This is a genomic window from Amycolatopsis circi, from assembly GCF_003385235.1.
In the GTDB taxonomy this organism is placed as follows: domain Bacteria; phylum Actinomycetota; class Actinomycetes; order Mycobacteriales; family Pseudonocardiaceae; genus Amycolatopsis; species Amycolatopsis circi.
Window position 1 is genome coordinate 1 of record NZ_PQIA01000151.1, and the last position, 24,335, is coordinate 24,335.

The following is a 24,335-nucleotide window of genomic DNA, read 5'->3' on the forward strand; positions in this document are numbered from 1 at the left end:
CCGCCGCGCCGCAGCAGCAAGGCCACCGCGATGCTGGCAGTAGCCTCAATGGTCCTGTTCGCCCTGGCCTGCGGCGGCGGTTTCGCCCTGGCCCGCGTGGTGAGCGGCCAAAACCTGCTGCCGCCGCAGACCCCGGATTCCGGAGTTCTGGCCACCTTGGGCACAGTCGCCGGCTCTTCGAAGCCACTGAACCTGGTCCCGCAACACGCCAACGCAAGCTCAACAGCAAACGTCTCGCGCGACAGCGAGTACACCGTTTCAGTCCCCGAGGGATGGAAACGCTTCATCGCCTCCCGGAAATCAACCTTCGGCACGTCAACGGTAGTCCAATACCTCTCCCAAGACGGCCGTCAATCACTGCGCCTGGAACGAATCCCGAACTTCTACGAAAAGTATTCCCTTGGCGACGCGCTGGAAGCGCTGAAATCATCGAGTTCGCAGGATTCGCTCAACATCGTCCGAAGCCCGGCGCAAACAGCCAACGGCGTCGAACTCATGTTCCGCGCGGTAGAACGAGCACAAAGCCGCTCAGCCAAGCCGGACGCCGTAATCACCCGCGCGACCTTCGCCCTGGTCAAACAGTCCGGCAACACCCTGTGGCTGCTCTCGCTCACCGTCCCGGCCGAACAGGAAGACACCGCCTCCGGCACCTTCGACCAAATAGCGCCAACCTTGTCCTTCCCGGCAACTTCCTAAAGCCTAAAGCCGCACCAGCGCACCCAACCATCGAGGCACCCACACCACCCCCGCACCCCGATACGAAGCCAAAAACGCGGCACGGGGGTTCTTGTCAAGGCATCTTTCCCGCCTTGACAAGAACCCCCGTGCCGTAGTCACAATCAGCTTCGGGGTGCCCCACGCAACCACCACGGCAATGTCGCCGCCAGGCGACGAGCCGCCCCCCAAAGAACCTCACCCCACCGAATACCGACGCGCAGTCTCCGCAGCCTGAGCCAACCTCCTAAACCCCTCAAACAACCGATCCCCCAAAACAGTCCCCACCACCGCGGCCTCGACAATCCGATCCATAGAAACCCCGGCCTCAAGCGTATCCAAATCCGCCTGAGCGATCCGATCGGCGATATCCGCATACCGCCCGATCTGATCCAGCAACGCCTGATGCCCCAACGCCCGAATAGTGCACACAGTCCCCACCAACAATTCGGCAACCGGATTGTCCGGCCCGAACTTCCACCCGTGCTCCCGGGCAAGCTCCCCTACCACCCCCATCGCCCACTCGCGATCCTCATCGGGAACGTCCGCGTCGAACCGAGTCAACGCCCGCTGCGCCACTCCGAGCACGCTGTACGCGGCCCGATCCGAATCAACCGCGGCCACGACCTCCCGCACAGTCGCCACGGACAGCCCGCCGACCTCGACCAACGCCCGGATCAGCTTCAACCGCCGCACGTGCTCCTCGCCGTAGCGAGCCTGATTCGGACTGGTCCGTTCCCCGGCCGGGAGCAGCCCCTCCCGCAGGTAGTACTTGATCGTCGCCACCGGGATCCCGGACTCGGCGCTCAGCTCAGCCATCCGCACCAGCACGACCCTACTTCCGGACTTCCGGGGAAAACCCTGAGGACATCTCAGGATGGATAGTTTAACTTCCCATAGTGGAGAGCGGCACTATCCATCCTGGGAGGAACTCATGACCATCACTGTCGACCCGCCCGCGACGCTGACCACCGCGCGGATGCGCACCTGGCACCGTCCTTCGCTGTGGTTCGCCGGGGCGATGGCCGTCGCGACCGTGCTGTCCGTCGCGGCGATGCTGATCGACCACCGGACCCTGCTCGGCGCGCCGGTGTGGGCGAAGCTGTTCAAGTTCGCCGTGTCCGGCGGGCTCTATTTCTTCACCTGGAGCTGGCTCGTCTCGCTGCTGCGCGGACGGTTGCGCAAGGTCGCGAGCGTCGCCACGACCGTCGCCGTCGTGCTGTTCGCCGCCGAGTACGTGGCGATGGCGTTCCAGGCGGCCCGCGTCCGGCCGAGCCACTTCGCGAACACGTCCCCGTTCGACGCCGCGCTGTTCCAGGCGATGGGCGCGATGGTGGCGGGGCTTTGGCTCGCCACGCTCGTGGGCACCGTCGTCCTCATGTTCACCCGGATCGAAGACCGGGCGGTGTACTGGGCGGTGCGCACCGGCGCGGTCGTCGCGCTGATCGGCGCCGGCCTCGGCGCGACCATGACCCAGCCGACTCCGATCGAACGGGCCACGATCAAGGCCACCGGCCATTCCGACCTCATCGGCGCGCACAGCGTCGGCGTCGCGGACGGCGGCCCCGGGCTTCCGCTGCTCGGCTGGAGCACCACCGGCGGCGACCTGCGCATCCCGCACTTCATCGGCCTGCACGCGCTGCAAGCGTTGCCGCTCTTGGCGTTCGGGCTCGCGGTGCTCGCGACGCGACTGCCCCGGCTGCGCGAGAGCGCGGTGCGCGTACGGCTGGTGTGGACGGGTTCGATCGGCTACGCGGGTCTCGTCGGGCTGATCCTGTGGCAGGCCGAACGCGGCGAACCTCTCATCTACCCGAGCGGCACGACGCTGTCCGCCGCTGGCCTGCTGGTCGGCGGCATCGCAGCGGCTGCCGCGGCGTCGGTGCTGGTCCCGGTCCGCAAGGCGGTCCGATGAGCGACCTGACCGTCTTCGCCTGGACGTTCCCGTCGCGGTGCCGTTCTGGCTGCTGATGATCTTCCTGCCCGGTTGGCGCGGCACCCGGCGGATCCTGGCCTCGCCGTGGGTGCCGCTGCTGCCGCTGGTCTGGTACTTCGTGCTGGCGATCCCGCACTTCGGCGAACTCTGGCACGCCATGCAACGGCCGGATCTCGGCGTGCTGCAAGGGTTTCTGAGCACACCGTACGGGGCCGCGCTGGTCTGGGCGCACCTCATCGCGTTCGACCTGTTCATCGCGCGCTGGATGTTCTTCGAGGCGCGCACGCACCGGATCCCGTGGTGGGTGCTCAGCCCGCTGCTCCTGCTGACGATCTTCCTGTCACCATTCGGCCTGGTCGCGTTCCTCGTCGTGCGCAGCGCCCGGATACGCTCGGCGGCATGAGCAACCTGGAGGAGGCGGCCGCCGCCGTCATCGCCGAGCGCACCGGCGTCGAGAAGCACGACATCGCCGTGGTGCTGGGTTCCGGCTGGCGTCCGGCCGCGGACGTGATCGGAACCGCCGACGCGGAGATCCCGTTCGGCGAACTGCCGGGCTTCACCCCGCCCGGAGCCGTCGGCCACGGCGGCACGGTGCGGTCATTGCGGGTCGGCGACAAACGCGCGCTGGTCCTGCTCGGCCGCACGCATTTCTACGAGGGCAAGGGCATCGACCCGGTCGTGCAGAACGTGCGCACGGCCGCGGCGGCGGGCGCGCGGACGGTGCTGCTCACTAACGCGGCGGGCGGGCTGCGCGCGGGCATGAATGTCGGGCAGCCGGTGCTGATCGCCGACCACCTCAACCTGACCGCGCGCTCGCCGATCGTCGGCGCGAACTTCGTCGACCTGACCGACCTCTACGCCAAGCGGCTGCGCGACCTGGCGCGGGAGATCGACGATTCGCTGGAGGAGGGCGTGTACGCGGGCCTGCCCGGACCGCACTTCGAGACGCCCGCCGAGATCCGGATGCTGCGCAACATGGGCGCCGACCTGGTCGGCATGTCGACCGTGCTGGAGGCGATCGCCGCCCGCGCGGCCGGGCTCGAGGTGTTCGGGCTGTCGCTGGTCACGAACCTGGCCGCGGGCATGACCGGCCAACCGCTGAACCACGAGGAAGTCCTCGAGGCCGGCCGGCAGTCGGCGACGCGGATGGGCTCGCTGCTGAAGGAACTCGTCACCCGCGCGTGAGCCTCGTGAGTGCTGATCACGGTTCTAACCGCGATCAGCACTCACGACTCACACGTACTGCGGCAGCTGCGCGACCACTTCCTCCGGCGAAGGCATCCCCGCGACCTCCGCCGCCAGCCCGCGCACGACGTCCGCCACTGTGCCGTCTCCCAGCAACCGACCGGCCGTCTCCCGAACCGCGTCCGTCGTCAGTTCCTCGCCAAGCAGCTTCGCGCCCGCGCCAGCCTCGACGACCGCGTCGGCGTTGGTGAACTGGTCCGCGCCCTGCGGCAACACCAGCTGCGGCACCCCAGCGGCGAACGCGCCCATCGTGGTCCCGCTTCCGCCGTGATGCACCACCAGATCGACGTGCGGCAGCAGTTCCGACTGCGGCACCCACGCTTCCAGCTGCACATTCGACGGCACCTCGCCGAGCGCGGCGACATCGACGGACGGGCCGGTGGCCACCAGCACGTCCGCGTCGAGCGAGGCCAGTCCCCGCAACGCCGAGGTCAGCAGGTGTGCCTGGCTCGCCGGGGTAGTGCCGAGCGTCAGGTACGCCAGCGGGCGGCCGCGGTCGCGGCCTTCGATACCGGACGGCAGCTCGCCCGGTTCGCTCCAGCCGACCGGGCGCAGCGGCACGCGCCGGGTCGCGGCGAGGAACTCCGGCGCCTGCACCGACGGCGGGCAGATGTCCAGGAACGGGTGCCCCCAGAAAGACCTGCTGCCGCCGTCGAGGCCGATTTCGGCGGCGAACTCGTCGATCTGTTCGCTGATGTTGTCCAGCGGGCCGCCGGAGGACACCCGGCCGAAACCGTGCCCGACAGCGGGAATCCCAGCCTGATGCGCGGCGAACGCACCGCCCGCATTGGCCATTTCGTAGACGAGAAGATCCGGTTTCCGCTCGGCGAGCAGCGGCGCGAGGTCGGTCATGAACGCGGCGGGCAGCAGCCGTCCGAACGTCTTGCCGATCATCTCGTTCAGCTCGGCTTCCGGGATCTCGTGGCGGCCGCGGTCATCGCCCGCGGAGAGGCTGGCGAACACCTCCTGCAAGGTCAGCCCGGCAGCGGCGGGTTCGAGCCCGGCCTTTTCGAGCGTCGGATGGAAGTCGGGGCCGGTCGCATAAACCACGTCGTGGCCCGCGGCGCGCGCGGCGACGGCGAGCGGCAGCAACGGATAAAGGTGCCCGTAAGAGGCGAGGGAAGTGAAAAGAATGCGCACCACCCGAGCGTATCGCCAGCCACCACCCAGTTTCCGGATCCGCGTAAGCTGGCCCGGGTGTCCGACAGCCTCGATTCCCGCCTGCGCGATTCCGTCTACCGCTGGATCACCGACGACCCGGATCCGGCGTCGCGCGAGGAGTTGACCGCCGCCCTCGCCCGTGCGATGGGCAAGGAGCCCGGCGCGGCCGAGGAGATCGCCGACCGGATGGCCGGGCCGCTGGAGTTCGGGACCGCCGGTCTGCGCGGTCCGGTGCGCGCGGGGCCGAACGGGATGAACGTCGCGGTCGTTACTCGGACCACCGTGGGCGTCGCCGCGTGGCTCGCCGCGCAGGGGCACGCGGGCGGCGTGGTCGTGATCGGCCGGGACGCGCGGCACGGTTCGGAAGCGTTCGCCACCGCGGCCGCCGAAGTGCTGACCGCCGCCGGGTTCGCGGTGAAGGTGCTGCCGCAGCCGTTGCCGACGCCGGTGCTGGCGTTCTCGGTGCTGCACTACGGCGCGGTCGCCGGGATCCAGATCACCGCGTCGCACAACCCTCCCGCGGACAACGGATACAAGCTTTACGACGCCACCGGCGGGCAGATCGTGCCGCCGTCCGACGGCGAAATCGAGCGGGCGATCCAGTCCGCCCCGGCTACCCGGAGCATCCCGCGCAAGCCCGGAGCCGAGGTCGTCGATCCGCGCGAGGCGTACCTTTCCGCGGTCGGCGCACTTCCGCGCGGCACGACGCGAGAGCTGCGGATCGCCGCGACGGCACTGCACGGCGTCGGTGCGGAGACCCTGCGGGCCGCGCTGTCCCGCGCCGGATTCACCGACGTACACCTGGTTTCCGCCCAGTCCGAACCGGACGCCGACTTCCCCACCGTCTCCTTCCCGAACCCCGAGGAACCCGGCGCGACCGACCTCCTGCTGGCGCTGGCGTCCGAAGTGGACGCTGACCTCGCGGTGGCGCTCGACCCGGACGCCGACCGGTGCGCGCTCGGCGTCCGCGGCCCGGACGGCTGGCGGATGCTGCGCGGCGACGAGACCGGCGTCCTGCTCGGGTCGCACGTCCTGTCCACAACGGACAATCAAGATCCGTTGGTGGCCACCACGATCGTGTCCTCGTCGCTGCTCGGCGAAGTAGCGAAGGAAAAGGGCGCGCGCTACGCGGAAACGCTGACCGGGTTCAAATGGCTCGTTCGCGCGGGCGAGGGCTTGGTGTTCGCGTACGAGGAAGCCCTCGGACTGTGCGTAAACCCGAGCTTTGTTCGCGACAAGGACGGCATTGCCGCCGCAGTCGCGGGTGCCGACCTGGCCGCCACGCTCAAGGCTGAGGGCCGCACGCTGCTGGACGTCCTCGACGACATCGCGACCCGGCACGGCGTGCACCTCACCGATCAGGTGTCGTTGCGGGTCACCGATCTCGCGGTGCGCGGACGCCTGATGGCCGCGCTCCGGGCGAACCCGCCAGCCACGCTCGGCGGCGTGTCGGTGGGCCTCGAAGACCTGCTGCCGGACGCCGACGTGCTCCGGCTGAGCGGCGACGGCGTGCGTGTCGTAGTGCGGCCGTCCGGCACTGAACCGAAACTGAAGGCGTACCTGCAAGTGGTGGCTCCGGTGACCGGCGAACTCGCCGACGCGCGGCGCGGCGCGACGGAAGTTCTCGACGCGGTCCGCGAGGAGATCACCGCGCTGCTGCGCTGACGGGAGAACCATGCCCACGTTGCTGATCGTGCACCACACGCCGTCGCCGTCGATGCAGGCGATGTTCGAGGCCGCGCTCGCCGGCGCGAAGCATCCGGACATCGAAGGCGTCGACGTCGTCCGCCGTCCCGCGCTCGGCGCGACGGTGGCCGACGTGCTGGCCGCCGACGGCTACCTCCTGGGCACGCCGGCGAACCTCGGCAGCATGAGCGGTGCGTTGAAACATTTCTTCGACACCGTGTACTACCCGTGCCTGGACGCGACGAAGGGCCGTCCGTTCGGGGCGTACGTGCACGGCAACAACGACACGTCCGGGACCGTGCGGCAACTCGACGCGATCACGACCGGGCTCGGCTGGACTCGGGTGGCGGAGCCCGTGCTCGTGACGGGCGAACCGGACAAAGCCGCGCTGGAAGCGGTGACCGAACTCGGCGGAACCCTTGCCGCGACGCTCATGTGAGCGGAGAACCGTTGAGCAGGCCCGAAGCCTTTCCCGGGAAAGTAAAGAGGCCTGTCACCGGAAGCCCTGGGGGTCGACCTCCGGCAACAGGCCAAGTCAAGGGTTCGCAACGAAGGCGATCAACCTCGACTACGCAAGGGTACTACAAAGAACCGATCATGACGACCCTGCAATGACAACCAAGCGTGCTCGAATCAACTCCGAGGGCGCCGACCAGGCCCGCGAAGCCGGAGAAACCTGGATCCGCCCCGGCCGTCGTCCCAGTCAGCGGACCATCGACCCCCGTGCCCGGAGCGCCCGCACCGATCTTGAGTGTCCTTTGTGGAGCGTCCAGCCGGGTGGCTGATTCATCGGCGGCCGACTCCCGTGAGTGACGAAACCGCACTGGATCCGCCACGCGGCGGCCAAACGAGAGGCGGGCGCCGGTCCGGAGACCGACGCCCGCTTCAGTAAAGAAATCAGGCCGGCGAGACCATGGCCCGCACCGTCTCCGGGACATCCGCCAGCGCGACCTGCTGCTGCTCGCGAGTGGCCAGGCTCCGGACGGTCACCCGGCCCGCCGCCCAGTCCTCCTCGCCCACGATGACGACCGCGACCGCGCCCGCCTTGTCCGCACGAGTGAGCTCCTTGCCCAGTTTGCGCAGCTCCAGCGGGGTCGACGTGCGCAGCCCTGCCTTCCGCAACGCCGTCGCGACGTCGCGGGCCGGGTCCGCCAGGTCCTCGGTGACCGGGATGACGGTGACGTCGACCTCGCTGCGCGGCTGCGGCGTGAGGCCGTGCGTGTCGAGGAAGTCCATCAGCGTCACGTCGCCCATGCCGAACCCGATGCCGGAGATCTGCTCCTTCGTGAACATCGAGGCGAGGTTGCTGTACCGGCCGCCGCCGAACAGCGCGCGGCGGTTCTGCGGCGAGGTGTCGAAGACCTCGAACACGGTCGACGTGTAGTACGCCAGCCCGCGCACGATCAGCGGCTCGTACCGGACCAGGCTCGCGGCGCTGCTGGAGAGCACCTTGACCAGGTTCGACTCGGCCTTGACCTCCGCGGGCAGTTCGTCGAGCAGCGCCGGACCGGCACTGAGCGTCTCGGCGAGCTTCTCGTACTGCTTGTCCGACAACCCGATCTCGGCGGCGCTCGCCGCGTGCTCCTCGGCCGAGGTCTTCTCCCAGCGGTCGACGAGCGCGAACACCTGCGGCAGGTGGTCCGGCGAGATCCCGGCGACGTCGGTCAGCGCCGACGACAGCAGGTTCCGGTCGTTGACGCGCACCGCGAACGTGTCCGTGGTCGCGCCGACCGCGCCCATCAGGTCGTGGATCAGCTCGAACATCTCGATCTCGCAGTTCGCGCTTTCCGAACCGAAGATGTCGGCGTTGATCTGCCAGTGCTCGCGGACGCGGCCGCGCTGCGGGCGCTCGTAGCGGTGGCAGTTCGGGTGGCTGTACCAGCGCACCGGGAACGACAGCGATTTCGCGTGGCCGGCGATCATCCGGGCCACCGAGGGCGTCATCTCCGGGCGCAGCGCGAGCCGCTCGCCGCCGCGTGTGGTGAGCGTGTACAGCTGCTGGTCGGCGATCTCCTGGCCGGACTTCCGCTCGTAGACCTCCGCCTGTTCCAGGACCGGGCCGTCGTAGCGAAGGTAGCCGTAGCGCTCCAGCACGTCGTAGAGATGGCCGAACACCTGCATGCGGACGGACATTTCGGCGGGGAGGAAGTCTCGGGTCCCCTTGACAGGCGCAGTCGACAGGTATTCAGGCACGTCATCAAGCTTAACGACCCGGCGCCAGCGATTTCGTCAGGGGAACGCGACGCCGTAGGCGGTGAGCAGCATCGCCGCGCCGAGCAGCACCGCGCCGCCGGTGGTGACGCTCATGCCGACGCGGGTGCGCAGCATCGCGAGGAAGAACCCGCCGGACTGCGCGAGCACGCCGAACAGCAACAGGAAGCAGACGATCCAGCGCGCGGTGCCGCCGAGCCCGCCGTGCTCGACGAGTTGCAACGCGGCGAGCGTGAGGACGAGCAGTACGCCGGCGTGGGCGTGTCCGGCGCGGAAGAAGCCGCGCTGTTTCTCGGTGAGGTCGCCGCGGCGCAGGACGCCGCTGAGCGCGTAACCGCCGTACATGACGGTCGGCAGCGATACGAGCGCGATGACAGTGAACAACTGGGCTGGGCCGTGCATGGTCGCCTCCTTGGGGTGCGGAAGCGACCATAACACCGTTTTAAAACACTGTCACGAAACTTCTGCCGACGGTTACGCTGTCCCTCTTGCCGGTGGCTGTCCCTCGACCGTCGAGGGAGTTGACCGGCGAAGCGAGCGGCGGTGGACTGCGGTGAAGTTCATGACTACCTCGATGCGGCGACGCGCCCGATGGGCCGGTCTCGCCTTGTCCCTCGCTCTCGGCGGCCTCTGTCTGACGGTGCCTGCCCAGGCGGCCGTCCCGCAGGCCGATGCTCCGGCCGCACACCAGGCAGGCAAGAAGACGCCCGTCCACATCAAGGCCGGACCGGTCAAGTCCAAGGTGCACAAGGGCGAGGAGCTTCGGATCCACGGGCACGTGGCGACCGGCCCGGCGGGGCGCGGCGACGACGGCGGAATCCTGTACGTGCAGCAACAAACCCAGGCCGGGGTCTGGGTCAACCTCGCCTCGACCCCGTGCTCGCCGGGCAACGACTTCGACCTCGGCCTCCGGCTGACTGTGTCCGGGACCGTGACGCTGCGGGTCTTCCACCCCGAATCCACCCTGTTCGCCGCCGCTGTCTCCGCGGTGTTCACGGTGGCCGTGCTCTAGCTGACCGATCCGGTGGATGTCCGCGGCGGAGAACGGGCATCATGTCGGGCGTGAGCCAGCCCGGAGATGCCGCTTCGCCGCAGTTGGCTTATGCCGACCAGCTCCGCCAGCAATCGGCGACCTGCCGGTTGCTGGCGGAGAAGCAGCGCGAGAACACCGCCGTGTTCGAGGGATTCGCCGAGCGCGGCCTGCCTGGTTCCGCCGAGATGGCGGTCCGCTCCGACCGTTCGGCCCGGTTTCTGGTGCTGCTCGCGTCGGTGATCGCGGAGCAGGCGATCGCGCACGACGAGCTGATGGCCGCCGGTGGTCCGGAAAACTCGCGCGCGTACGTCGAATACGAGGCGACGACTCGGCGGCTGCGGGCATTGCTGCCGACGGACACTCTCACCGACTGACCCGCCTCGTGCCGCCCCCGAGGTCCGTGAGGGGAACCCTGAGGGAATCAGAGTCCCTCAGGGTTCCCCTCACGGACCTTCACCGGAACCGAGCCACGCAGCCCGTCTCTCCAGGGGGGTTGAGCGCTAAGGCCGCGGAGTCTGCGTGTGGGTCAGTGCGCCGACGATGTCCTCGGCCAGCAAGAGACTCGCCAAGCCGTGGGCATGTTTTTCCCGCCGCACCAACGAAACAACGTTGTTGCTGAACGCGTCGCGAACCGGACGGAAGACCAGGCGGCCGTCCCGGATCTCCTCGGCGATGTCGAATTCGCTGAGGAACGCGATGGCGTCGCCGGACGCGGCGAGCCGTTTCATTGTCTCGATCGAGTTGGTGTGGAACGCCGGTTCGATGTCGAGACCGGCTTTGGCGAAGGCTTCCGCGACGATGCCGTGGATGACCATCGAGCGGTCGGCGAAGATCAGCGGGTAAGGCGGGCATTGCGCGAGCGGGATCGGGTCCGCGCCGGCGAGCGGGTGGTGCGGGGCGACGACGACGCCGAGCCGGGTGTTCATCTGCCAGCAGACCTCGAGGTGCGCGGACGACGGGACGTTGAAGCCGAGCCCGAGATCGGCTTCGCTGGCCTCGACCGCGCGCAGGATCTCCTGCGTCGTCATCGTGCGGATCGAGATCCGGACTCGTGGATGCCGGGCCCGGAACGCCGCCGCGGCGGTCGCGACGACGCTGCTGGCCAGGCCGGTCATCGTGGCGATCACGACCTCGCCGCTGCCGAGCGCATGCAGGTCTCGGATGTCCGCGACAGTCTCGCGGTACTGCTGCAGCGTACGCCGGACGTGCGCGAGAAGCGCCTCCCCGGCCGGCGTCGGGCGCATCCCGCGCGGCAGGCGGTCGAACAACTGCTCGCCTAGTTCCGCCTCCAGAAGCAAGATCTGCCGGTTGATCGCCGACGGCGCGACGTGCAGCCGCGCACCGGCCGCGCGGATGGATCCGAGGCGCGCCACTTCGTCGATGTACTGCAGCAACCGGGAGTGGAGCACGGCGGACCTCCTAAGCGTACGAAAAAAGAGTACACGTCGTACGAAAATGAATGCTTGTCAGCAACGGTGTGCGCCGGGTTCTATCAGTGCACCAACGACAGCGAAGCGAGGACACTGTGCAGGATCCGACGACGTATCCCCCGATCCCGGCCGAAGACGTTGCCGCGCAAGAAGATCACGTACGGACCATCTTCGGCATTCTCTCCGGCGAGCAGGAAGCGGACCTGCTGCTGCGCAATCTCAACATCGTCGACGTGCACACGGAAAGTGTCTATCCCGGCTCGCTTCTCGTTTACCGGCAGCGGATCGTCGCGCTGAACCCCGACGAGTCGATCGTGCGGGTACGCGAGGTCTTCGACGGCGAAGGGCTTTACGCGATCCCCGGATTGATCGACGCGCATCTGCATTTCGAGTCGCAGCTCGCGCATCCGGCGGCGTTCGGCGAGGCGATCGTCCCGAGTGGAACGACCACGGTGTTCGGGGAGACCCTCGACTTCGCCAGCGCCGCCGGGGACGAAGCGGTAGAAGCCGTCCAGACGTTGTTTGCTGACCACGAAAAGCTGCCTTATCGGCTTTACGCATTCGCCCCGGGGAAGAAGACCTCGACCGACGTCACCGAGGCCATGCTGAAGATGGATCCGGTGATCGGGCTCGGCGAACTGGCTCACCTGTCCTACATGACCGGGGACGCCGACGACTTCCGCAAGTCCGCGCTGGGCCGCGCGAATTCCGGGTTCGTGAATTGCCATTGGGGTGTCACTGCGCTGTCGGACATGCTGCTGAACTACATGCCCGCGATCGGCGTCGACAACAATCACGACGTCTGGAACGAGGACGACATCGAAAAGAGCGTCCGCTACGGCCTCAACACGCAGATCAAGTTCGGCGTCGGAAGTCCGGAGGTCATCCGGACCATGTTGCGCGCCATCGTGAAACGACGCTGGCCCGCGGAGAACTTCCAGCTCTGCGCGGACAACATCTCGGTGGACCGCGTTTTGCGGCAGGGCCATATCGACTGGGTGATCTCGCTGGCGATCGAAATGGGAATGCCGCCGATCAAGGCGATCAAGATGGGCACCCTGTACGCCGCCCGTTCGTTCCGCAAGGATCGCGACCTCGGCTCGCTCAGCCCCGGCCGGTTCGCCGACATCGTCCTCACCGACAGCCTCGCCAAGATCAACCCGCGGTATGTGTTCAAGGGCGGCGAACTCGTTGCCCGCGATCGCAAGCTGCTCAACCGCGTCGGCATCGATTACTCCAGCCTGGCCAAGGAACCGAAGCTGGGTCTCGCCGAGCTGGCACCCGAACAGCTCGACCTGACGCCGATCGAAATCTCGCCGGACGGTGACCAGGCGAAGGTGTTGCTTTTCGACGTCTACGGACGCGGGCATCTCAAGTTCGCCCAAGAGATCTGGGTGCCGTTCCGCGACGGCGCGGCCGTGCCCGAGCACGAAGGCGAGCGGCTCAACCGGATTTCGATTGTGCAGCGTTACGCCGAGGGAAACCGGCACATTGTCACCGGCTTGTTTAAGGGCGTATCGATCGACCGTGGTGCGGTGTCGACGTTTTGGCCCGCGCCGTCGGCGTACTTCGTGAGCGTCGGCAGCGACAGCGCGGAAATGTGCGCCAACCTCAAGCAGTTGGACACGCTGGTCGGCGGCTGCATCGTGACCGAGGACGGCGAGACGAAAGCCTGTCTGCCGCTGGACTTCTACGGCGTGATGGCTGACATGAACCTCGCCGAACTCGTCGACGCGACCCGCTCGGTCGACGCCGCGCTCGAAAAGCTGGGCAACCACAACGAGGGCGAGCCCGTCGTCAACAAACTCCTGACCCTGTTCATCTCGCTCGACCGTTTCGGATTCATGAAGTAACCCTCAACGAGGAGGTCGCGGTCGTGCCTTACGACAAAGACGCGGGAGTAGTCGACAACGGAAACGTAGTGCGGCGGTGGATCACCTACATCGCGGGCATCTACCTGCTGACGCTCGGTCTCGGCCTGGCTATCCGGGCCGGGATCGGTATCTCCCCGCAAAGCAGCCTGACCCGCACGATGACGCTCGTGCTCCCGCCGCTCAGCCAGGGCACGTTCAATCTCATGCTCGAAGTGCTCATGCTCGCCCTGACTTTCCTGGTGCTGCCAAGGGCGTTCAAGCTCAAAAACCTGTTGTCGCTGGTTCCGGCGCTGATTCTGGCCGCGTTGCTCGACTTCAACCTGATGGCGACGAAGTGGATCTCGCTGGGACCGTATGCGGCTAATCTCGCGCTGCTGTTCCTCGCCGACGCGATGCTGGCGTTCGGGCTCTTCCTGATGATCCGGGCCAATCTGGTGCTGATGCCGATCGACCTGTTCGTCAACACCCTGCAGAAGAAGACCGGCCGCAAATGGGGGAACATCAAAACCGTCTTCGACTGCTCGCTGCTCGCGATCTCGGCGGGCATCGGGCTGATCTTCCTCGGCGGACCGCATTTCATCCGGGAGGGCACGATCATCAACGCCGTCCTGGTCGGCCAGTACATCAAGCTCTATTTCTTCCTGTACAAGAAGTTCCAGGCCCGGAAGCTCAAGCCCGTAGAAAGCGCAGCGTGAACGTCGCGCCGACACCAGGCTTTCCGAACGCGGCAATGGTCCCGCCGTGTCCGGTCACGACTTCCTGCACCAACGCCAGCCCCAACCCGAACCGTCGACCTTCACCGTGCGCGCCGTGGGCGAACCGCTCGAAAAGCCGTTCTGCTTCCTGTTGCGGGAAGCCGGTTCCGGTGTCACACACGCGCAGTTCGACGTGCCGGGCGTCCGGGTTGGCGAGAATCACCTCGATCGACCCGCCCGGCGGGGTGTGCCCGATCGCGTTGTCCAGCAAGGCGGACAGCACCCGCCGCAACGCGGTCGGCACGCCCGGCACCACGTCCTCCAGTCCCGGCGAACGGCTGAGCCGGAGGTCCACTTGCCGGTCGTTCGCACGGACCGATTCCGCCGCCACGGCTTGTTCCGCCAGTACCGCCAGCTGCACCGGCTCCAGATGCGGCCGTTCGGCGCAAGCCTGCGCAGACAACAGCAAATCGTCGACTACCGCGCCGAGTTCCCGGGTGCCCGAGACCAGGGTTTCCAGCTCGGCCGGTCCCGCGCCGCCGCGCCGGGCCAGGAGCTGTGTGCGGGTGTGCAACCGGGTCAAGGGCGCACGCAGCTCGTGGGACGCATCGGCGACAAAGGTCCGTTGCCGACGCAATGCCTCGCCCAATGGCCGAATCGCCCGTCTGGCCAGCAGATAGCCGCTGACCACCGACGCGATCAACACCACCAGCTCAGCCACCCCGAGCCCCAGCAACAGCTGCTCGCGGTCGGAGATCAGGTAATGCTCGTTGAAGTACGCCTGCCAGACTTCGCCGCCACGGTTCACCGTGCGGATGGTGTACGTCGCGCCGTCGAGCACGCGTTCTTCCGTCACCACGTCACCGTCGTGCGGCACTTGCGGCACCGGCGGGAGCGTGAACGGGAGCCGCCCGGCGGGCGCGTGTCCCTGGGGCGTCACCAGGTAGGTGCATCCGGGCGGGGTCGCGGAAAGTCCGTGACCTAAGGCGAATTCCAGCTGCCGCTCGGTCTCCGCGGCCTGCCCGCGCAACAGTACCCAGTACGCGATCATACCCGCGGCGAGCACAACCATCGTGATCACCACGGCGATCTGGCTCGCGATGGTCCGCCGCGCGCGCCGCAGCGCCCGCGCCTCCGGAGCGACGACGGTGGTCACACCGCCCCGATCTGGTAGCCAAGGCCGTGCACCGTCTTCACCACGCCTCGGCCCAGCTTCCGCCGCAGGTAGTACACATAGGTGTCCACAATGGACTCCGCAGCGGATTCGGTGAACACTCCCGCGCGCAAGGAAGCACGCGGGTGGATTGCCTTGGGCCGCTGGGCGAGCGTGCGCAACAGCTCGAACTCGCGTCCGGACAACGTCACCCGCTCGCCGCGCGGCAGCACTACCTCGTGCCGCTGCAGGTCCAGTGCCGCCGCGCCGAGCGGGAGAGACTCGGCGTGTTCCTCGTCGCGGCGGCACAACGCACGCACCCGGGCGAGCAGCTCGTCGGTCTCGAACGGTTTCACCAGGTAGTCGTCGGCCCCGGTGTCGAGGCCGTGCACCCGGTCGGCCAGCTCGCCCAGCGCGGACAGCACCAGCACTCGCGCGGGCACCGCCCGGCGGCGCAGCTGGGCCAGCACCGAGAGTCCGTCGACCACCGGCAGCCGCCGGTCGAGAATCACCACCGCGTGCCGCCCAGTGAGCCCGAGGTGCAGGCCGCGCTGGCCGTCGTGGGCCACTTCGGTCTCGTAACCTTCTCCGGCGAGCAATTCGACGAGCATCCCGGCGAGATCGCGATCGTCCTCGACCAGGAGCACCCGGGAAGCCGCCGGGGTCTCTGCCTCATCGTGCACAGGTCCATACTCGCAGTGATCCGGCCATCCGACCCTCGACTTTCGTAGGAATCGTTCAGCTTCTTCCGGTCAGGAGAAATTCGGGCATTTCTCCGTCCGCGGACCGCCGGGCGTCGCGTTTGTCCAGCCAGCCGAGCACCGGCGAGGTCATGATCGTGGTGACGAGCGCGACGAGCACCAGGACGGTGAACAGCGCGGGCGAAACGATTCCGGCGGACAGCCCAACGTTCAATGCCACCAATTGCATCAGTCCGCGCGCGTTCACCAGCACGCCGATCCGCAGTGCGACCGGTTGCGGTTCACCGGTCAGTCGAGCCGCGCCCCACGAGGCGCCGAGTTTGCCGACCACCGCGACCGCGATGCAGACCAGCGCGAACAGCAACAGCTTCGGGTCGGCGAGCAGCGCGAATCGCGTGTTGAGACCGGAATAGGTGAAGAACAGCGGCAGGAACACGACCCGGCCGACCGGCATGATCCGCGCGAGCACCGCGTCCGCCGCCTCGCCGCGCGGGAACACCAGCCCGAGCACGAACGCGCCGAACACCGCGTACAGGCCGATGACGTCGGTGAACCACGCGGCACCGAACAGGAACATGGCGGTGACGAGCATCCGCTGGTCCACCGACCCGCGCGGGTTGTCCATCACCCGCGCCACGATCCGGCGGATCACCAACCACACGAGCAGCACGAACAGCACTCCGCCGCCGATGGCCGTCGCAATCGGACCGGCCGTACCGGCGTGCATCCCGAGGACGACAGCCAGCAGGATCCAGGCCAGAACGTCATCGAGGGCACCACAAGCGAGCGCGAGCGAGCCGAACCTGGTGTTGCCCAAGCCGCGTTCGGTGATGATCCGGGCCATCATCGGGAACGCCGTAATCGCGAGCGCCACCGCGACGAACGCCGCCGAAACCACCGGCGACACCCCGGGTTTCAGAATTCCGGCCCAGCTCGCGCCGAGCACGCTCACCCCCACGCCGAGCGCGAGCGGCACCGCTGTGCCCGCGGCGGACACCGCGGCGACAGTCTTGCGCCCATCCCGCAACGCGCTGAGCCGGAATTCGTAACCCGCGCCGAACATGTAGATGACCAGCCCGATCTGGCCGCCGAGGTAGAGCAGCGTGCGCACCGAGTCCGGGAACAGCCATTCCTGCACGCCCGGCAGCACGAGCCCGAGCAGCGACGGGCCCAGCAGGACACCGGTGACCATCTCGCCCACCACCGGTGGCTGCCCGAGGCGTACGGCGAGCGCGTTCACCGCCCGGCAGGCCGCCAGGATCACCACCGCGGCCAGGAAAAACGCGGGTGCGGCTTCGACGGCACTCATCGGGCTCCTCCCTGGAAGTGTTTGGTACACAACCGAAGTCGACGCGCGTCAAGCACCATGTAGGTGCCGAAGACCAGCTGCGCGAGGCTGCGCCACACGTCTTCCCAGTGATCGCGTACCGCCAAATAGGCCAATGCGGCGCGGGGATTTCGCCGCGACCCGCGCGGGGTGGCGAAAACCGGTCCGCGATTGGGAATCGAGCGGGTGTGCGCGGCGCTCGTGGCGAGGGTGAATCGGCGCAGGAATTCCCTGGTGACCACGCGCATCGTCACCGGGGCGAGGCCGCGCGCGGGGCACGGCCGGTTCTGCGCGACGCCGAACGGCAAGAAATTTCTCTGCTGGTGCGCGGGGCAACCGGCCCACCGCTCTGGGTCGAACTCGTCGGCACGGTCCACTCCGGCGTGGTGGAACTCCGGGTAGCTGAACAACAGCACGGTGCCCGCATCGATGGTCCGGTCGGCGAGTTCGACGTCGCCAGTGGTGATGCGGTGTGCAATGCCGAACAGCGGGTAGGTGCGCAGGCATTCGTCCAGCACCCGGTCGAAATACTCGTCGTCGTCCGGGTTTTCCGCGAGCCTGCGCTGCACCTGCGGATGTTCGGCCAGGACCATCAGCAGGTGCGCCATCGCCTCGGACATCTGCACGACCGCGGTGTTGAAGAACGTCCCTTGCAGGTAGAACACCTGCTCCTCCCGGGTGAGCCGGGACGGCAGCGGATGCCGGACATCGTCGAGCCGTCGGCGCAGGTACGCGGTGAGCCGGGCGCGACGGCGCATGTTGCGCGGGCGCACGCACTTCAACGCGGACACGACGTCGTCGGCGTGCCCGACGATCAGGTCGCGCGCTTCGGGCGGGCAGGGTTCGCCGAACACCAGCTCGTAGTACAGCTCGGCCCAGACCGGCATCATCTCGTCGCGCAGCCGGAGCAGCCGTCCCGGCCCGGTTTCGATCCGGTCGAGCACGCGCGCGGCGACCCGCTCGGTCAGGGCCTGCGATTCGGCCTTGGACTTGACCAGGATGTTCCGAGTCGTTTTGGCGACCTCGTCATAGCGTGGGCCTGGCTCCAAGTGCTCCTGGTGCACCTGCGGTCCGGGCGCGAGCCAGTACCAGAACAGGTCGGACAGCGCGGCACCCTCGCTGCGTCCGTCGGCCGCCGGGTCGGAGTACACCCGGCGGAAGTCCTCTACCGGCACCGGGTAGCCCTCGTCCCCGTTGACCAGCGCGAAAATCTGGTTCCGCATCGCGACGACCCGTCCCGGCAGCCACCTCGGGCTGGTCGCGATCAGCCCGGCCGCCCCGGCGAGCACGAGACGTTTCATCGGACCAGGTCCGCGGTCAACTCGCCGGGCGTCCGTGCCCCGCACAGCCCGAGAGCGGTGTCCGTCTCCTCGCGCAACCGTTCCAGCACTTCGGCGACCCCTTCCTGCCCCGCCGCGGCGAGCCCCCACAGCACCGGCCTGCCGACGCCGACCACGTCCGCGCCGAGAGCGAGCGCTTTGACGACGTCCGTACCGCTTCGCACACCGCCGTCAAGGAGCAACGGCACTTGACCGTCCACAACGGACACAATTTCGGGAAGTGCGGCCAGGCTCGAAATTGCGCCGTCGAGCTGTCGGCCGCCGTGGTTGGACACCACGAGCCCGTCGATCCCGGCCGCCACCGCGCGCCGGGCGTCCTCCGGATGCAGCACTCCCTTGAGCAGCACCGGCATTTTCGTGGTCGTGCGCAACCAGTCCAGGTCTTCCCAGGTCAGATCGACAGGCATCTCGATATCCCGCACGCGGCCGGTAGCGTCGCGCATGTTCTCGGCGGCCAGCCCCGGAGGGAGATCATGGAACGCGTTGCGGTGGTCGCGTTCCCGCCGCCCGTGCACCGCGGAATCGACCGTCACCACCAACGCCCGCGCGCCCGCGTTCTCCGCCCGGCTGATGACCGATTCGGTGAACTCCCGGTCTGACTGCGGATAAAGCTGGAACCAGAAAACGTCAGCGACCTTGGCGACGTCCTCGACAGCCGTCGTCGAGGCCATGCTGCACACGAAGACGGTGCCCGCCTCCGCAGTCGCTTGCGCGGTCGCGAGTTCTCCGTCCGAATGCGCGAGCCGATGAAATGCCGTCGGACACACCAAAATCGGCATCGACAACGACGATCCAGCGATTTCCACCGTCAGGTCGCGTTTGCCGACTCCGCGCAGTGCTCGCGGGACAAGCACCCGGCGGCGGAATTCTTCTTCGTTGGCGCGCAAGGTGGCTTCCTCGCCCGCTCCGCCGGCGTAATAGTCGTAGTGCGCTGGTTCCATCCGTTCCCGTGCGATGGCTTCCAGCTCCGCGATCGTGCGCATGTCAGAGCTGCTTGGTGAAGAAAGTCGTCAACGCGTCCACGTGCACCGGTCGGTTCCACTCGTTTTCGAGGTTCTCGGTGACGTGATGGGTCGCGACCAATTCGCCGCCCTGGTAATGCCGGACGATCGGATGCAGGTAATGCCCCTCGCCGGAATCATTCGCGACGTCCTGGCTCGCGCGGGTGACGGTGAAGTCGAATGGATCGATCTTGTCGTGGTCCGGCCCGTAGTCGAGGGTGATCACGAACGCGTTGTCGCTCTCCCCCAGCGACGTGTCCTTGAACCGGTCGACCGGAACTTCCTCGTAGTAGCGAGCCTGGTCCCCGTCGACCACGAGGACGTCGGCGAGGAAGCCAAACTGTTGGTACAGCGCGGAAGTACGGTTGATCCGCCGAATGACCGCGTCGACCAGTTCGCTCGTCTGGTTGGCCACCACCGTGTTCGGCCATTCAGTGTCGTGGTAACGCTCGTCGAGCACCTTGGACAGCGCGCGCACGCCGTAGCGGTAGCCGTGGATGAACGCGCTGGTAGCTTTCTTGAAATCGCGGACCTGAGTGATCGTCCCGGCGAAGTAGAGCCCCGGCACGTTCACTGATTCCCACGAGGACGTTTGCGCCGGGAACCGGTCGTTGATCGTCATCTCCGGACGGCAGTCCGCGTCGAACATCGAGGCGTCGAACCGGAAACCGGTCGCTGCGATGACACGGTCGTAGCGGATTTCTTTGACCAGCTCGTTGGCGCGAGCGAAGGCGAATTTGACGTGGTAGCCGTCGTCGTCCTTGATGATCTGGCGGACGTCGCCGTCGAGAATCGCGTGCTGCAGCTTGAGTTGGTACATGTCGAGCACGCCAGCGTTGTATGCGCGAAGGTGTCCGACAAAATGCGTGCGCCACGCGAGCTTGACCGGCCGCGGACCGGCGACATGCAGCACCGCCGCGTAGGCGTTGATGCTGTCGGCGGTCTCGAACGCGGAGTTTCCCTTTCCCAGCACGAGAACGCGCTGGTTGATGAACTGCTCCGGCTCGGTGTCGTAGTCGGCGTACTGGTCGACCAGCTCCATGCCCGGCACGTCCGGGACATACGGCTTGGTCACCCCGGTCGCCATGATCAGCCGCCGAGCACTGAACTTTTCCCCATCAGCGGCGCTGACCGTGAACACGTCGTCCGCCCGCGAAATTCGCACAACCTCGGTGTCGTACCTGATTTTGACGTCGTGTTTCGCCGCGTAATCGGCGGTGTAGCTCAAAAAAGCTTCCGCCGGTGGGAACATCTCGGCGCTGTAGTCGGTGAAGAGGAGCGGGTCGGGCCCGTCGTCGAGCAGCGAGTTCCAGTCGACCCGGAGGTTCAGCTCGGGGTCGGTCCAGCCGGTGTATTTCTTGTTGACCGAGATGAGCGTGCGGTGCCGGGGAAATCGCGTGAAGAACGCGGCGGGCACGGACCCGCGCTCCAGGACCAGGTAGCTGCGCCCGGCCCCGCCCAGCTGCCGCCCGAGCTGCAATCCCGCCGGCCCGGCTCCGACCACCAGGTAGTCCAGCACGTCCGCCATGACACCGACCTCCCGCGTCGCCTTGATCTGACGGCGCTCAGAGTGGTCGGAAGATCTCAGAAATCCCTCAGAACGTGCCCGGTCTTCGGGACACTGGCCGGACCGCGTGGCTCTCCGCTCCCGCTGACGTCCGTGAGGGGAACCCTGAGGGAATCAGAGTCCCTCAGGGTTCCCCTCACGGACCTTCGCAGCAACCGAGCCACCCGCCGCGGCAGCTACTTGCCGGTGACGCGCGCGAGCGCCTCCGGGTACCGCGCACCAGCGACCGCCTCGGCCGGAGCGGCCTTCTCGATCGCCGCGATGTCCTCTTCGGACAGTTCCAGCTCGGCCGCGCCTACGTTCTCTTCCAGGTACTTCCGCCGCTTCGTGCCCGGAATCGGCACGACGTCGGCCCCCTTGGCCTGCACCCAGGCGAGCGCCAGCTGCCCCGCGGTGACGCCCTTGTCCGCGGCCAGCGCACGCAGCGCCTCGACGATCGCCAGGTTGCGCGCGAGGTTGTCCTCGGCGAACCGCGGCAGGCCACGGCGCATGTCACCCTCGGGCAGCTCCTCCACGGACGTGACCGCGCCGGTCAAGAACCCGCGCCCCAGCGGCGAGAACGGCACGATCCCGATCCCCAGCTCGCGGCAGGTGCCGAGAATTTCGTCCTCGATCCCCCGCGTCCACAGCGACCATTCGCTCTGCAACGCGGTGACCGGATGCACCGCGTGCGCCCGGCGAATAGTCTCCGCGCCCGCCTCGGAAATCCCGGCGTAACGGATCTTCCCGGCCTGCACCAGCTCGGCGAGCGCGCCCCAGGTCTCCTCGATCGGGACGCTCGGGTCGACGCGATGCTGGTAATAGAGGTCGATGTGGTCGATCCCTAGCCGCTGCAGCGATTCGTCGCAGCACTGCTTCACATACGCGGCGTCACCGCGCGCGGTCATGCCCGCGTCGGTGTGCACGATGCCGAACTTCGTCGCGAGAACCACCTGGTCGCGACGGTCGGCGATCGCCTTGCCGACGAGCTTTTCGTTCTCCCCCGCGCCGTACACGTTGGCCGTGTCGAGCAGGGTCACCCCCAGTTCCAGCGCCCGGTGCACGGTGGCGACGGACTCGCCGTCGTTGTCGCGCACGCCGTAGGCCGAGCTCATCCCCATGCAGCCGAGCCCCTGTGCGCCGACTTCCAGTGCGCCGAGCTTCCTCGTACCGATCACGCGGAAATTCCCTCCATTTCGGGCGCAACACCGAAGGCCTTGCGCTCGATCTGCTCGTAGTTGGCGATCTTGTAATCCAGAATGTCGAGACAACCCTGCAGCTCAGCGATCCGGTCGGCGACCGACTGCCGCTGCTCCACGAGAATCGCCTTGCGCCGTCCCGCGCTGGCCACCCCGTGCCGGCGCAGCGAGGCGTACTCGCGCATGCTCTTGATCGGCATCCCGGTGAGCCGCAGCTTCGTGAGGAAGCCGAGCCAGTTCAGGTCCTCGTCGGAGTAGGCGCGCCGCCCCGCCGAATCGCGAGCGGGCGGTTCGAGAAGCTTGATTCGTTCGTAGTACCGGAGGGTGTCGATCGACAGGCCGCTACGTCGTGCGGCTTCCGCTATCGAGTAGCTCATGCGCTCGACAGTACGACCTGGAGTGCACTCCAGGTCAAATCTTAAATCGATGGTTACGGTCGCGTTTTATAACGTCGTTGCGTTACGCTGGGTACATGCCTCGTCCCCGTACGCACGACGAATCCCTCCGGCTGAAGCTCCTGGACCGGGCAGGCGAACTGATCTCCGCGGACGGCCCCAAGGCATTGTCGTTGAGAAAACTGGCCGCCGACTCCGGCACGTCGACCACCGCGGTGTACTCGCTGTTCGGCAGCAAACCGGACCTGGTGAACGCCCTGTACGCAGAAGGCTTCCGCCGCTTCGGCGCCCGCCTGGCGACGGTCCCCCTGTCCGGCGACGCAGTAACCGACCTCGTGCGCCTAGGCGTCGCCTACCGCGAAAGCGCACTCGCCGACCCGCACCTGTACGCGATCATGTTCAGCCGCTCGGTGCCAGGCTTCGAACCGAACGCCGAGGCCGACGAGGTCGCCCAAGCCACCCTCGCCCCCTTGACCGGGGTAGTCCGCGCCGCAGTGGAGTCCGGCCAGTTCCAGGACGTCGGAGCTGAACTGATCACAGTCAGCCTGTGGGGTTTCGTGCACGGCCTGGTGTCCCTGGAACTGTCCGGCCGGCTGCCCGACGGCTTCAGCGTTTCCGACGCGTACGAAAAAGCCTTGCACGCCAACGCTTCCGGCTGGCTCACCTAGCGCCGTACTGCCGATCCCCCGCGTCGCCAAGCCCCGGCACGATGAACCCGGAGTCGTTGAGCCGCTCGTCAATACTCGAGGTGACGACCCGAACCGGCAGCCCAGTCTGTTCGAGATGCGCCAACCCCTCCGGCGCAGCGAGCGCACAAATCGCGGTGACGTCGGTAGCCCCACGATCGGTCAGCAGCCGAATCGTGTATTCCATCGACCCACCAGTCGCGAGCATCGGATCAAGCACCAACACCGGCCGGTCCGCGAGCGATTCGGGCAGCGACTCAAGGTACGGAGTCGGCTTGAGAGTCTCCTCGTCGCGAGCGAGCCCGACGAACCCCATCTGCGCGTCCGGAATGAGCTTGTGCGCCTGGTCAGCCATGCCAAGTCCAGCCCGCAACACGGGCACCAGCAACGGCGGACTAGCAAGCCGGTACGCATCAGTGCGCGCGACGGGCGTATGAATGCGCTCGGTCCGCACCGGCGCATCACGCGTGGCTTCATAGACGAGCATGACAGTCAACTCATGCAATGCGGCCCGGAACGCGGCACTGTCCGTCCGAGCGTCCCGCATGGTCGAGAGACGAGCCTTGGCCAGCGGGTGATCGACGACATGCACATCCATGCCGACAACTTAGCCGCCCAGTTCAGGCACGCCACTCATTCCCCGCACCGACGTAGGCCCGATCACTTCCGTGAGGGCCACCTTCACAGACCCAGATTCCCTCAAGGGGCCCCTCACGGACCCAGATTCCAATGCCAGGGACTTAAGGCGGCGCTGCGGGATGTGCCCGTCCGTGAGGGGAACCCTGAGGGACTCTGAGTCCCTCAGGGTTCCCCTCACGGACCTGAGAAAACAGTCATGCGGGCATCAATCGGGCGTTTAAGCGACCCTGGCGTCCTTTATGGACGGTCAGCGGGCCGTGGTCACGCAGCTTAAGTCCCTGGCATTGGACCTAGATTCCCTCAAGGAGCCCTTCACGGACCACCCAGCAGGCACCCGCGCCCCCAGCCACCCCACTCGCCCAAGCC

Annotated in this window: 24 protein-coding genes and 1 pseudogene; 11 read left to right on the top strand and 14 right to left on the bottom strand. The window is 67.4% G+C overall.

Features of this window, described 5'->3' with window-relative positions:
* Positions 1-696 (top strand): annotated as a pseudogene (locus tag D0D37_RS39640) (serine/threonine-protein kinase); the annotation flags it as partial.
* A gap of 216 nt (positions 697-912) precedes the next feature.
* On the opposite strand, the gene D0D37_RS39645 reads toward D0D37_RS39640, so the two are convergent.
* A complete protein-coding gene (locus tag D0D37_RS39645) occupies positions 913-1,533 on the bottom strand; it encodes a MerR family transcriptional regulator (RefSeq protein WP_116205732.1) in 621 nt (206 codons plus the stop codon).
* A 115-nt stretch (positions 1,534-1,648) separates the two neighbouring features.
* Between D0D37_RS39645 and D0D37_RS39650 the strand changes: the two genes are divergently transcribed.
* Genes D0D37_RS39650 through D0D37_RS39660 form a run of 3 tightly spaced genes read left to right on the top strand, consistent with a single transcriptional unit; the run spans position 1,649 to position 3,832 of the window.
* The gene (locus tag D0D37_RS39650; protein WP_116205716.1) at positions 1,649-2,626 is read left to right on the top strand and encodes a hypothetical protein; all 978 of its coding nucleotides are present in this window, start codon (positions 1,649-1,651) and stop codon (positions 2,624-2,626) included.
* Between the two features lie 37 nt (positions 2,627-2,663).
* Positions 2,664-3,050, top strand: a complete 387-nt coding sequence (locus tag D0D37_RS39655; protein ID WP_244223838.1) for an ABA4-like family protein — start codon at positions 2,664-2,666, stop codon at positions 3,048-3,050.
* A complete protein-coding gene (locus D0D37_RS39660) occupies positions 3,047-3,832 on the top strand; it encodes a purine-nucleoside phosphorylase (RefSeq protein WP_116205717.1) in 786 nt (261 codons plus the stop codon). The genes D0D37_RS39655 and D0D37_RS39660 overlap by 4 nt, the downstream gene beginning before the upstream one ends.
* Before the next feature lie 48 nt (positions 3,833-3,880).
* On the opposite strand, the gene D0D37_RS39665 is transcribed toward D0D37_RS39660, so the two are convergent.
* Positions 3,881-5,032, bottom strand: coding sequence for a glycosyltransferase (locus tag D0D37_RS39665; RefSeq protein WP_116205734.1), 1,152 nt, complete (start codon positions 5,030-5,032; stop codon positions 3,881-3,883).
* Between the two features lie 57 nt (positions 5,033-5,089).
* Between D0D37_RS39665 and D0D37_RS39670 the strand changes: the two genes are divergently transcribed.
* Both D0D37_RS39670 and D0D37_RS39675 read left to right on the top strand, forming a co-directional pair.
* Positions 5,090-6,718, top strand: coding sequence for a phospho-sugar mutase (locus tag D0D37_RS39670; RefSeq protein WP_116205718.1), 1,629 nt, complete (start codon positions 5,090-5,092; stop codon positions 6,716-6,718).
* 10 nt (positions 6,719-6,728) lie between these two features.
* The gene (locus D0D37_RS39675; RefSeq protein WP_009072659.1) at positions 6,729-7,178 is read left to right on the top strand and encodes a flavodoxin family protein; all 450 of its coding nucleotides are present in this window, start codon (positions 6,729-6,731) and stop codon (positions 7,176-7,178) included.
* 458 nt (positions 7,179-7,636) lie between these two features.
* Here the strand turns inward: D0D37_RS39675 and hisS are convergent, their stop codons facing one another.
* Positions 7,637-8,932, bottom strand: coding sequence for a histidine--tRNA ligase (hisS, locus tag D0D37_RS39680; protein ID WP_116205719.1), 1,296 nt, complete (start codon positions 8,930-8,932; stop codon positions 7,637-7,639).
* Between the two features lie 36 nt (positions 8,933-8,968).
* Positions 8,969-9,352 carry a hypothetical protein gene (locus D0D37_RS39685; RefSeq protein WP_116205720.1) on the bottom strand — a complete coding sequence of 128 codons (384 nt, stop codon included), beginning with the start codon at positions 9,350-9,352 and terminating at the stop codon, positions 8,969-8,971.
* A gap of 160 nt (positions 9,353-9,512) precedes the next feature.
* Between D0D37_RS39685 and D0D37_RS39690 the strand changes: the two genes are divergently transcribed.
* Both D0D37_RS39690 and D0D37_RS39695 read left to right on the top strand, forming a co-directional pair.
* On the top strand, positions 9,513-9,962 hold the full coding sequence (locus D0D37_RS39690; RefSeq protein ID WP_244223839.1) for a hypothetical protein: 450 nt from the start codon (positions 9,513-9,515) through the stop codon (positions 9,960-9,962).
* 41 nt (positions 9,963-10,003) lie between these two features.
* Positions 10,004-10,357 carry a hypothetical protein gene (locus tag D0D37_RS39695; RefSeq protein ID WP_116205721.1) on the top strand — a complete coding sequence of 118 codons (354 nt, stop codon included), beginning with the start codon at positions 10,004-10,006 and terminating at the stop codon, positions 10,355-10,357.
* A 126-nt stretch (positions 10,358-10,483) separates the two neighbouring features.
* On the opposite strand, the gene D0D37_RS39700 is transcribed toward D0D37_RS39695, so the two are convergent.
* Positions 10,484-11,392 (bottom strand): LysR family transcriptional regulator, encoded by a 909-nt coding sequence (locus D0D37_RS39700; RefSeq protein ID WP_116205722.1) that lies wholly within the window; start codon positions 11,390-11,392, stop codon positions 10,484-10,486.
* Positions 11,393-11,478: 86 nt separating this feature from the next.
* Between D0D37_RS39700 and D0D37_RS39705 the strand changes: the two genes are divergently transcribed.
* Both D0D37_RS39705 and D0D37_RS39710 read left to right on the top strand, forming a co-directional pair.
* Positions 11,479-13,266 carry an adenine deaminase C-terminal domain-containing protein gene (locus D0D37_RS39705; RefSeq protein WP_244223840.1) on the top strand — a complete coding sequence of 596 codons (1,788 nt, stop codon included), beginning with the start codon at positions 11,479-11,481 and terminating at the stop codon, positions 13,264-13,266.
* Positions 13,267-13,289: 23 nt separating this feature from the next.
* Positions 13,290-13,982, top strand: a complete 693-nt coding sequence (locus tag D0D37_RS39710) for a YczE/YyaS/YitT family protein (protein WP_116205724.1) — start codon at positions 13,290-13,292, stop codon at positions 13,980-13,982.
* Here D0D37_RS39710 and D0D37_RS39715 read toward each other — a convergent pair.
* The 8 genes from D0D37_RS39715 to D0D37_RS39750 form a co-directional block, all read right to left on the bottom strand.
* Positions 13,957-15,138, bottom strand: coding sequence for a sensor histidine kinase (locus D0D37_RS39715; protein ID WP_116205725.1), 1,182 nt, complete (start codon positions 15,136-15,138; stop codon positions 13,957-13,959). The genes D0D37_RS39710 and D0D37_RS39715 overlap by 26 nt on opposite strands.
* Positions 15,135-15,782, bottom strand: a complete 648-nt coding sequence (locus D0D37_RS39720; protein ID WP_043831817.1) for a response regulator transcription factor — start codon at positions 15,780-15,782, stop codon at positions 15,135-15,137. The genes D0D37_RS39715 and D0D37_RS39720 overlap by 4 nt, the downstream gene beginning before the upstream one ends.
* Positions 15,783-15,873: 91 nt before the next feature.
* Complete coding sequence (locus D0D37_RS39725; RefSeq protein ID WP_116205726.1) at positions 15,874-17,145, bottom strand: cation:proton antiporter; 1,272 nt, start codon at positions 17,143-17,145, stop codon at positions 15,874-15,876.
* Positions 17,142-18,464 (bottom strand): cytochrome P450, encoded by a 1,323-nt coding sequence (locus tag D0D37_RS39730; protein ID WP_116205727.1) that lies wholly within the window; start codon positions 18,462-18,464, stop codon positions 17,142-17,144. Before D0D37_RS39730 ends, D0D37_RS39725 begins: the two co-directional genes overlap by 4 nt.
* Positions 18,461-19,486, bottom strand: coding sequence for an alpha-hydroxy acid oxidase (locus tag D0D37_RS39735; protein WP_116205728.1), 1,026 nt, complete (start codon positions 19,484-19,486; stop codon positions 18,461-18,463). Before D0D37_RS39735 ends, D0D37_RS39730 begins: the two co-directional genes overlap by 4 nt.
* A 1-nt stretch (position 19,487) precedes the next feature.
* Positions 19,488-21,032 (bottom strand): NAD(P)-binding domain-containing protein, encoded by a 1,545-nt coding sequence (locus D0D37_RS39740; RefSeq protein ID WP_116205729.1) that lies wholly within the window; start codon positions 21,030-21,032, stop codon positions 19,488-19,490.
* A 215-nt stretch (positions 21,033-21,247) separates the two neighbouring features.
* Entirely contained in the window at positions 21,248-22,228 is a 981-nt protein-coding gene (locus D0D37_RS39745; protein ID WP_208720446.1) for an aldo/keto reductase, read from the bottom strand.
* Positions 22,225-22,626: a MerR family transcriptional regulator gene (locus D0D37_RS39750; RefSeq protein ID WP_009072633.1), complete on the bottom strand. Its 402-nt coding sequence runs from the start codon at positions 22,624-22,626 to the stop codon at positions 22,225-22,227. Before D0D37_RS39750 ends, D0D37_RS39745 begins: the two co-directional genes overlap by 4 nt.
* Before the next feature lie 95 nt (positions 22,627-22,721).
* Here D0D37_RS39750 and D0D37_RS39755 point away from each other — a divergent pair, with 95 nt between their 5' ends.
* Positions 22,722-23,312, top strand: a complete 591-nt coding sequence (locus D0D37_RS39755; protein ID WP_116205730.1) for a TetR/AcrR family transcriptional regulator — start codon at positions 22,722-22,724, stop codon at positions 23,310-23,312.
* On the opposite strand, the gene upp is transcribed toward D0D37_RS39755, so the two are convergent.
* A complete protein-coding gene (gene upp / locus D0D37_RS39760) occupies positions 23,305-23,928 on the bottom strand; it encodes a uracil phosphoribosyltransferase (protein WP_116205731.1) in 624 nt (207 codons plus the stop codon). The two genes, D0D37_RS39755 and upp, sit on opposite strands and share 8 nt — an antisense overlap.
* Positions 23,929-24,335: the final 407 nt, after the last annotated feature.

Excerpts from the sequence above, each read along its gene's own strand:
- D0D37_RS39645 (WP_116205732.1), bottom strand. The coding sequence starts at position 1,533 with ATGGCTGAGCTGAGCGCCGAGTCCGGGATCCCGGTGGCGACGATCAAG.
- D0D37_RS39650 (WP_116205716.1), top strand. The coding sequence starts at position 1,649 with ATGACCATCACTGTCGACCCGCCCGCGACGCTGACCACCGCGCGGATG.
- D0D37_RS39660 (WP_116205717.1), top strand. The coding sequence starts at position 3,047 with ATGAGCAACCTGGAGGAGGCGGCCGCCGCCGTCATCGCCGAGCGCACC.
- D0D37_RS39675 (WP_009072659.1), top strand. The coding sequence starts at position 6,729 with ATGCCCACGTTGCTGATCGTGCACCACACGCCGTCGCCGTCGATGCAG.
- D0D37_RS39685 (WP_116205720.1), bottom strand. The coding sequence starts at position 9,352 with ATGCACGGCCCAGCCCAGTTGTTCACTGTCATCGCGCTCGTATCGCTG.
- D0D37_RS39690 (WP_244223839.1), top strand. The coding sequence starts at position 9,513 with ATGACTACCTCGATGCGGCGACGCGCCCGATGGGCCGGTCTCGCCTTG.
- D0D37_RS39695 (WP_116205721.1), top strand. The coding sequence starts at position 10,004 with ATGTCGGGCGTGAGCCAGCCCGGAGATGCCGCTTCGCCGCAGTTGGCT.
- D0D37_RS39725 (WP_116205726.1), bottom strand. The coding sequence starts at position 17,145 with ATGAGTGCCGTCGAAGCCGCACCCGCGTTTTTCCTGGCCGCGGTGGTG.
- D0D37_RS39730 (WP_116205727.1), bottom strand. The coding sequence starts at position 18,464 with ATGAAACGTCTCGTGCTCGCCGGGGCGGCCGGGCTGATCGCGACCAGC.
- D0D37_RS39735 (WP_116205728.1), bottom strand. The coding sequence starts at position 19,486 with ATGCGCACGATCGCGGAGCTGGAAGCCATCGCACGGGAACGGATGGAA.
- D0D37_RS39740 (WP_116205729.1), bottom strand. The coding sequence starts at position 21,032 with ATGGCGGACGTGCTGGACTACCTGGTGGTCGGAGCCGGGCCGGCGGGA.
- D0D37_RS39750 (WP_009072633.1), bottom strand. The coding sequence starts at position 22,626 with ATGAGCTACTCGATAGCGGAAGCCGCACGACGTAGCGGCCTGTCGATC.
- D0D37_RS39755 (WP_116205730.1), top strand. The coding sequence starts at position 22,722 with ATGCCTCGTCCCCGTACGCACGACGAATCCCTCCGGCTGAAGCTCCTG.
- upp (WP_116205731.1), bottom strand. The coding sequence starts at position 23,928 with ATGGATGTGCATGTCGTCGATCACCCGCTGGCCAAGGCTCGTCTCTCG.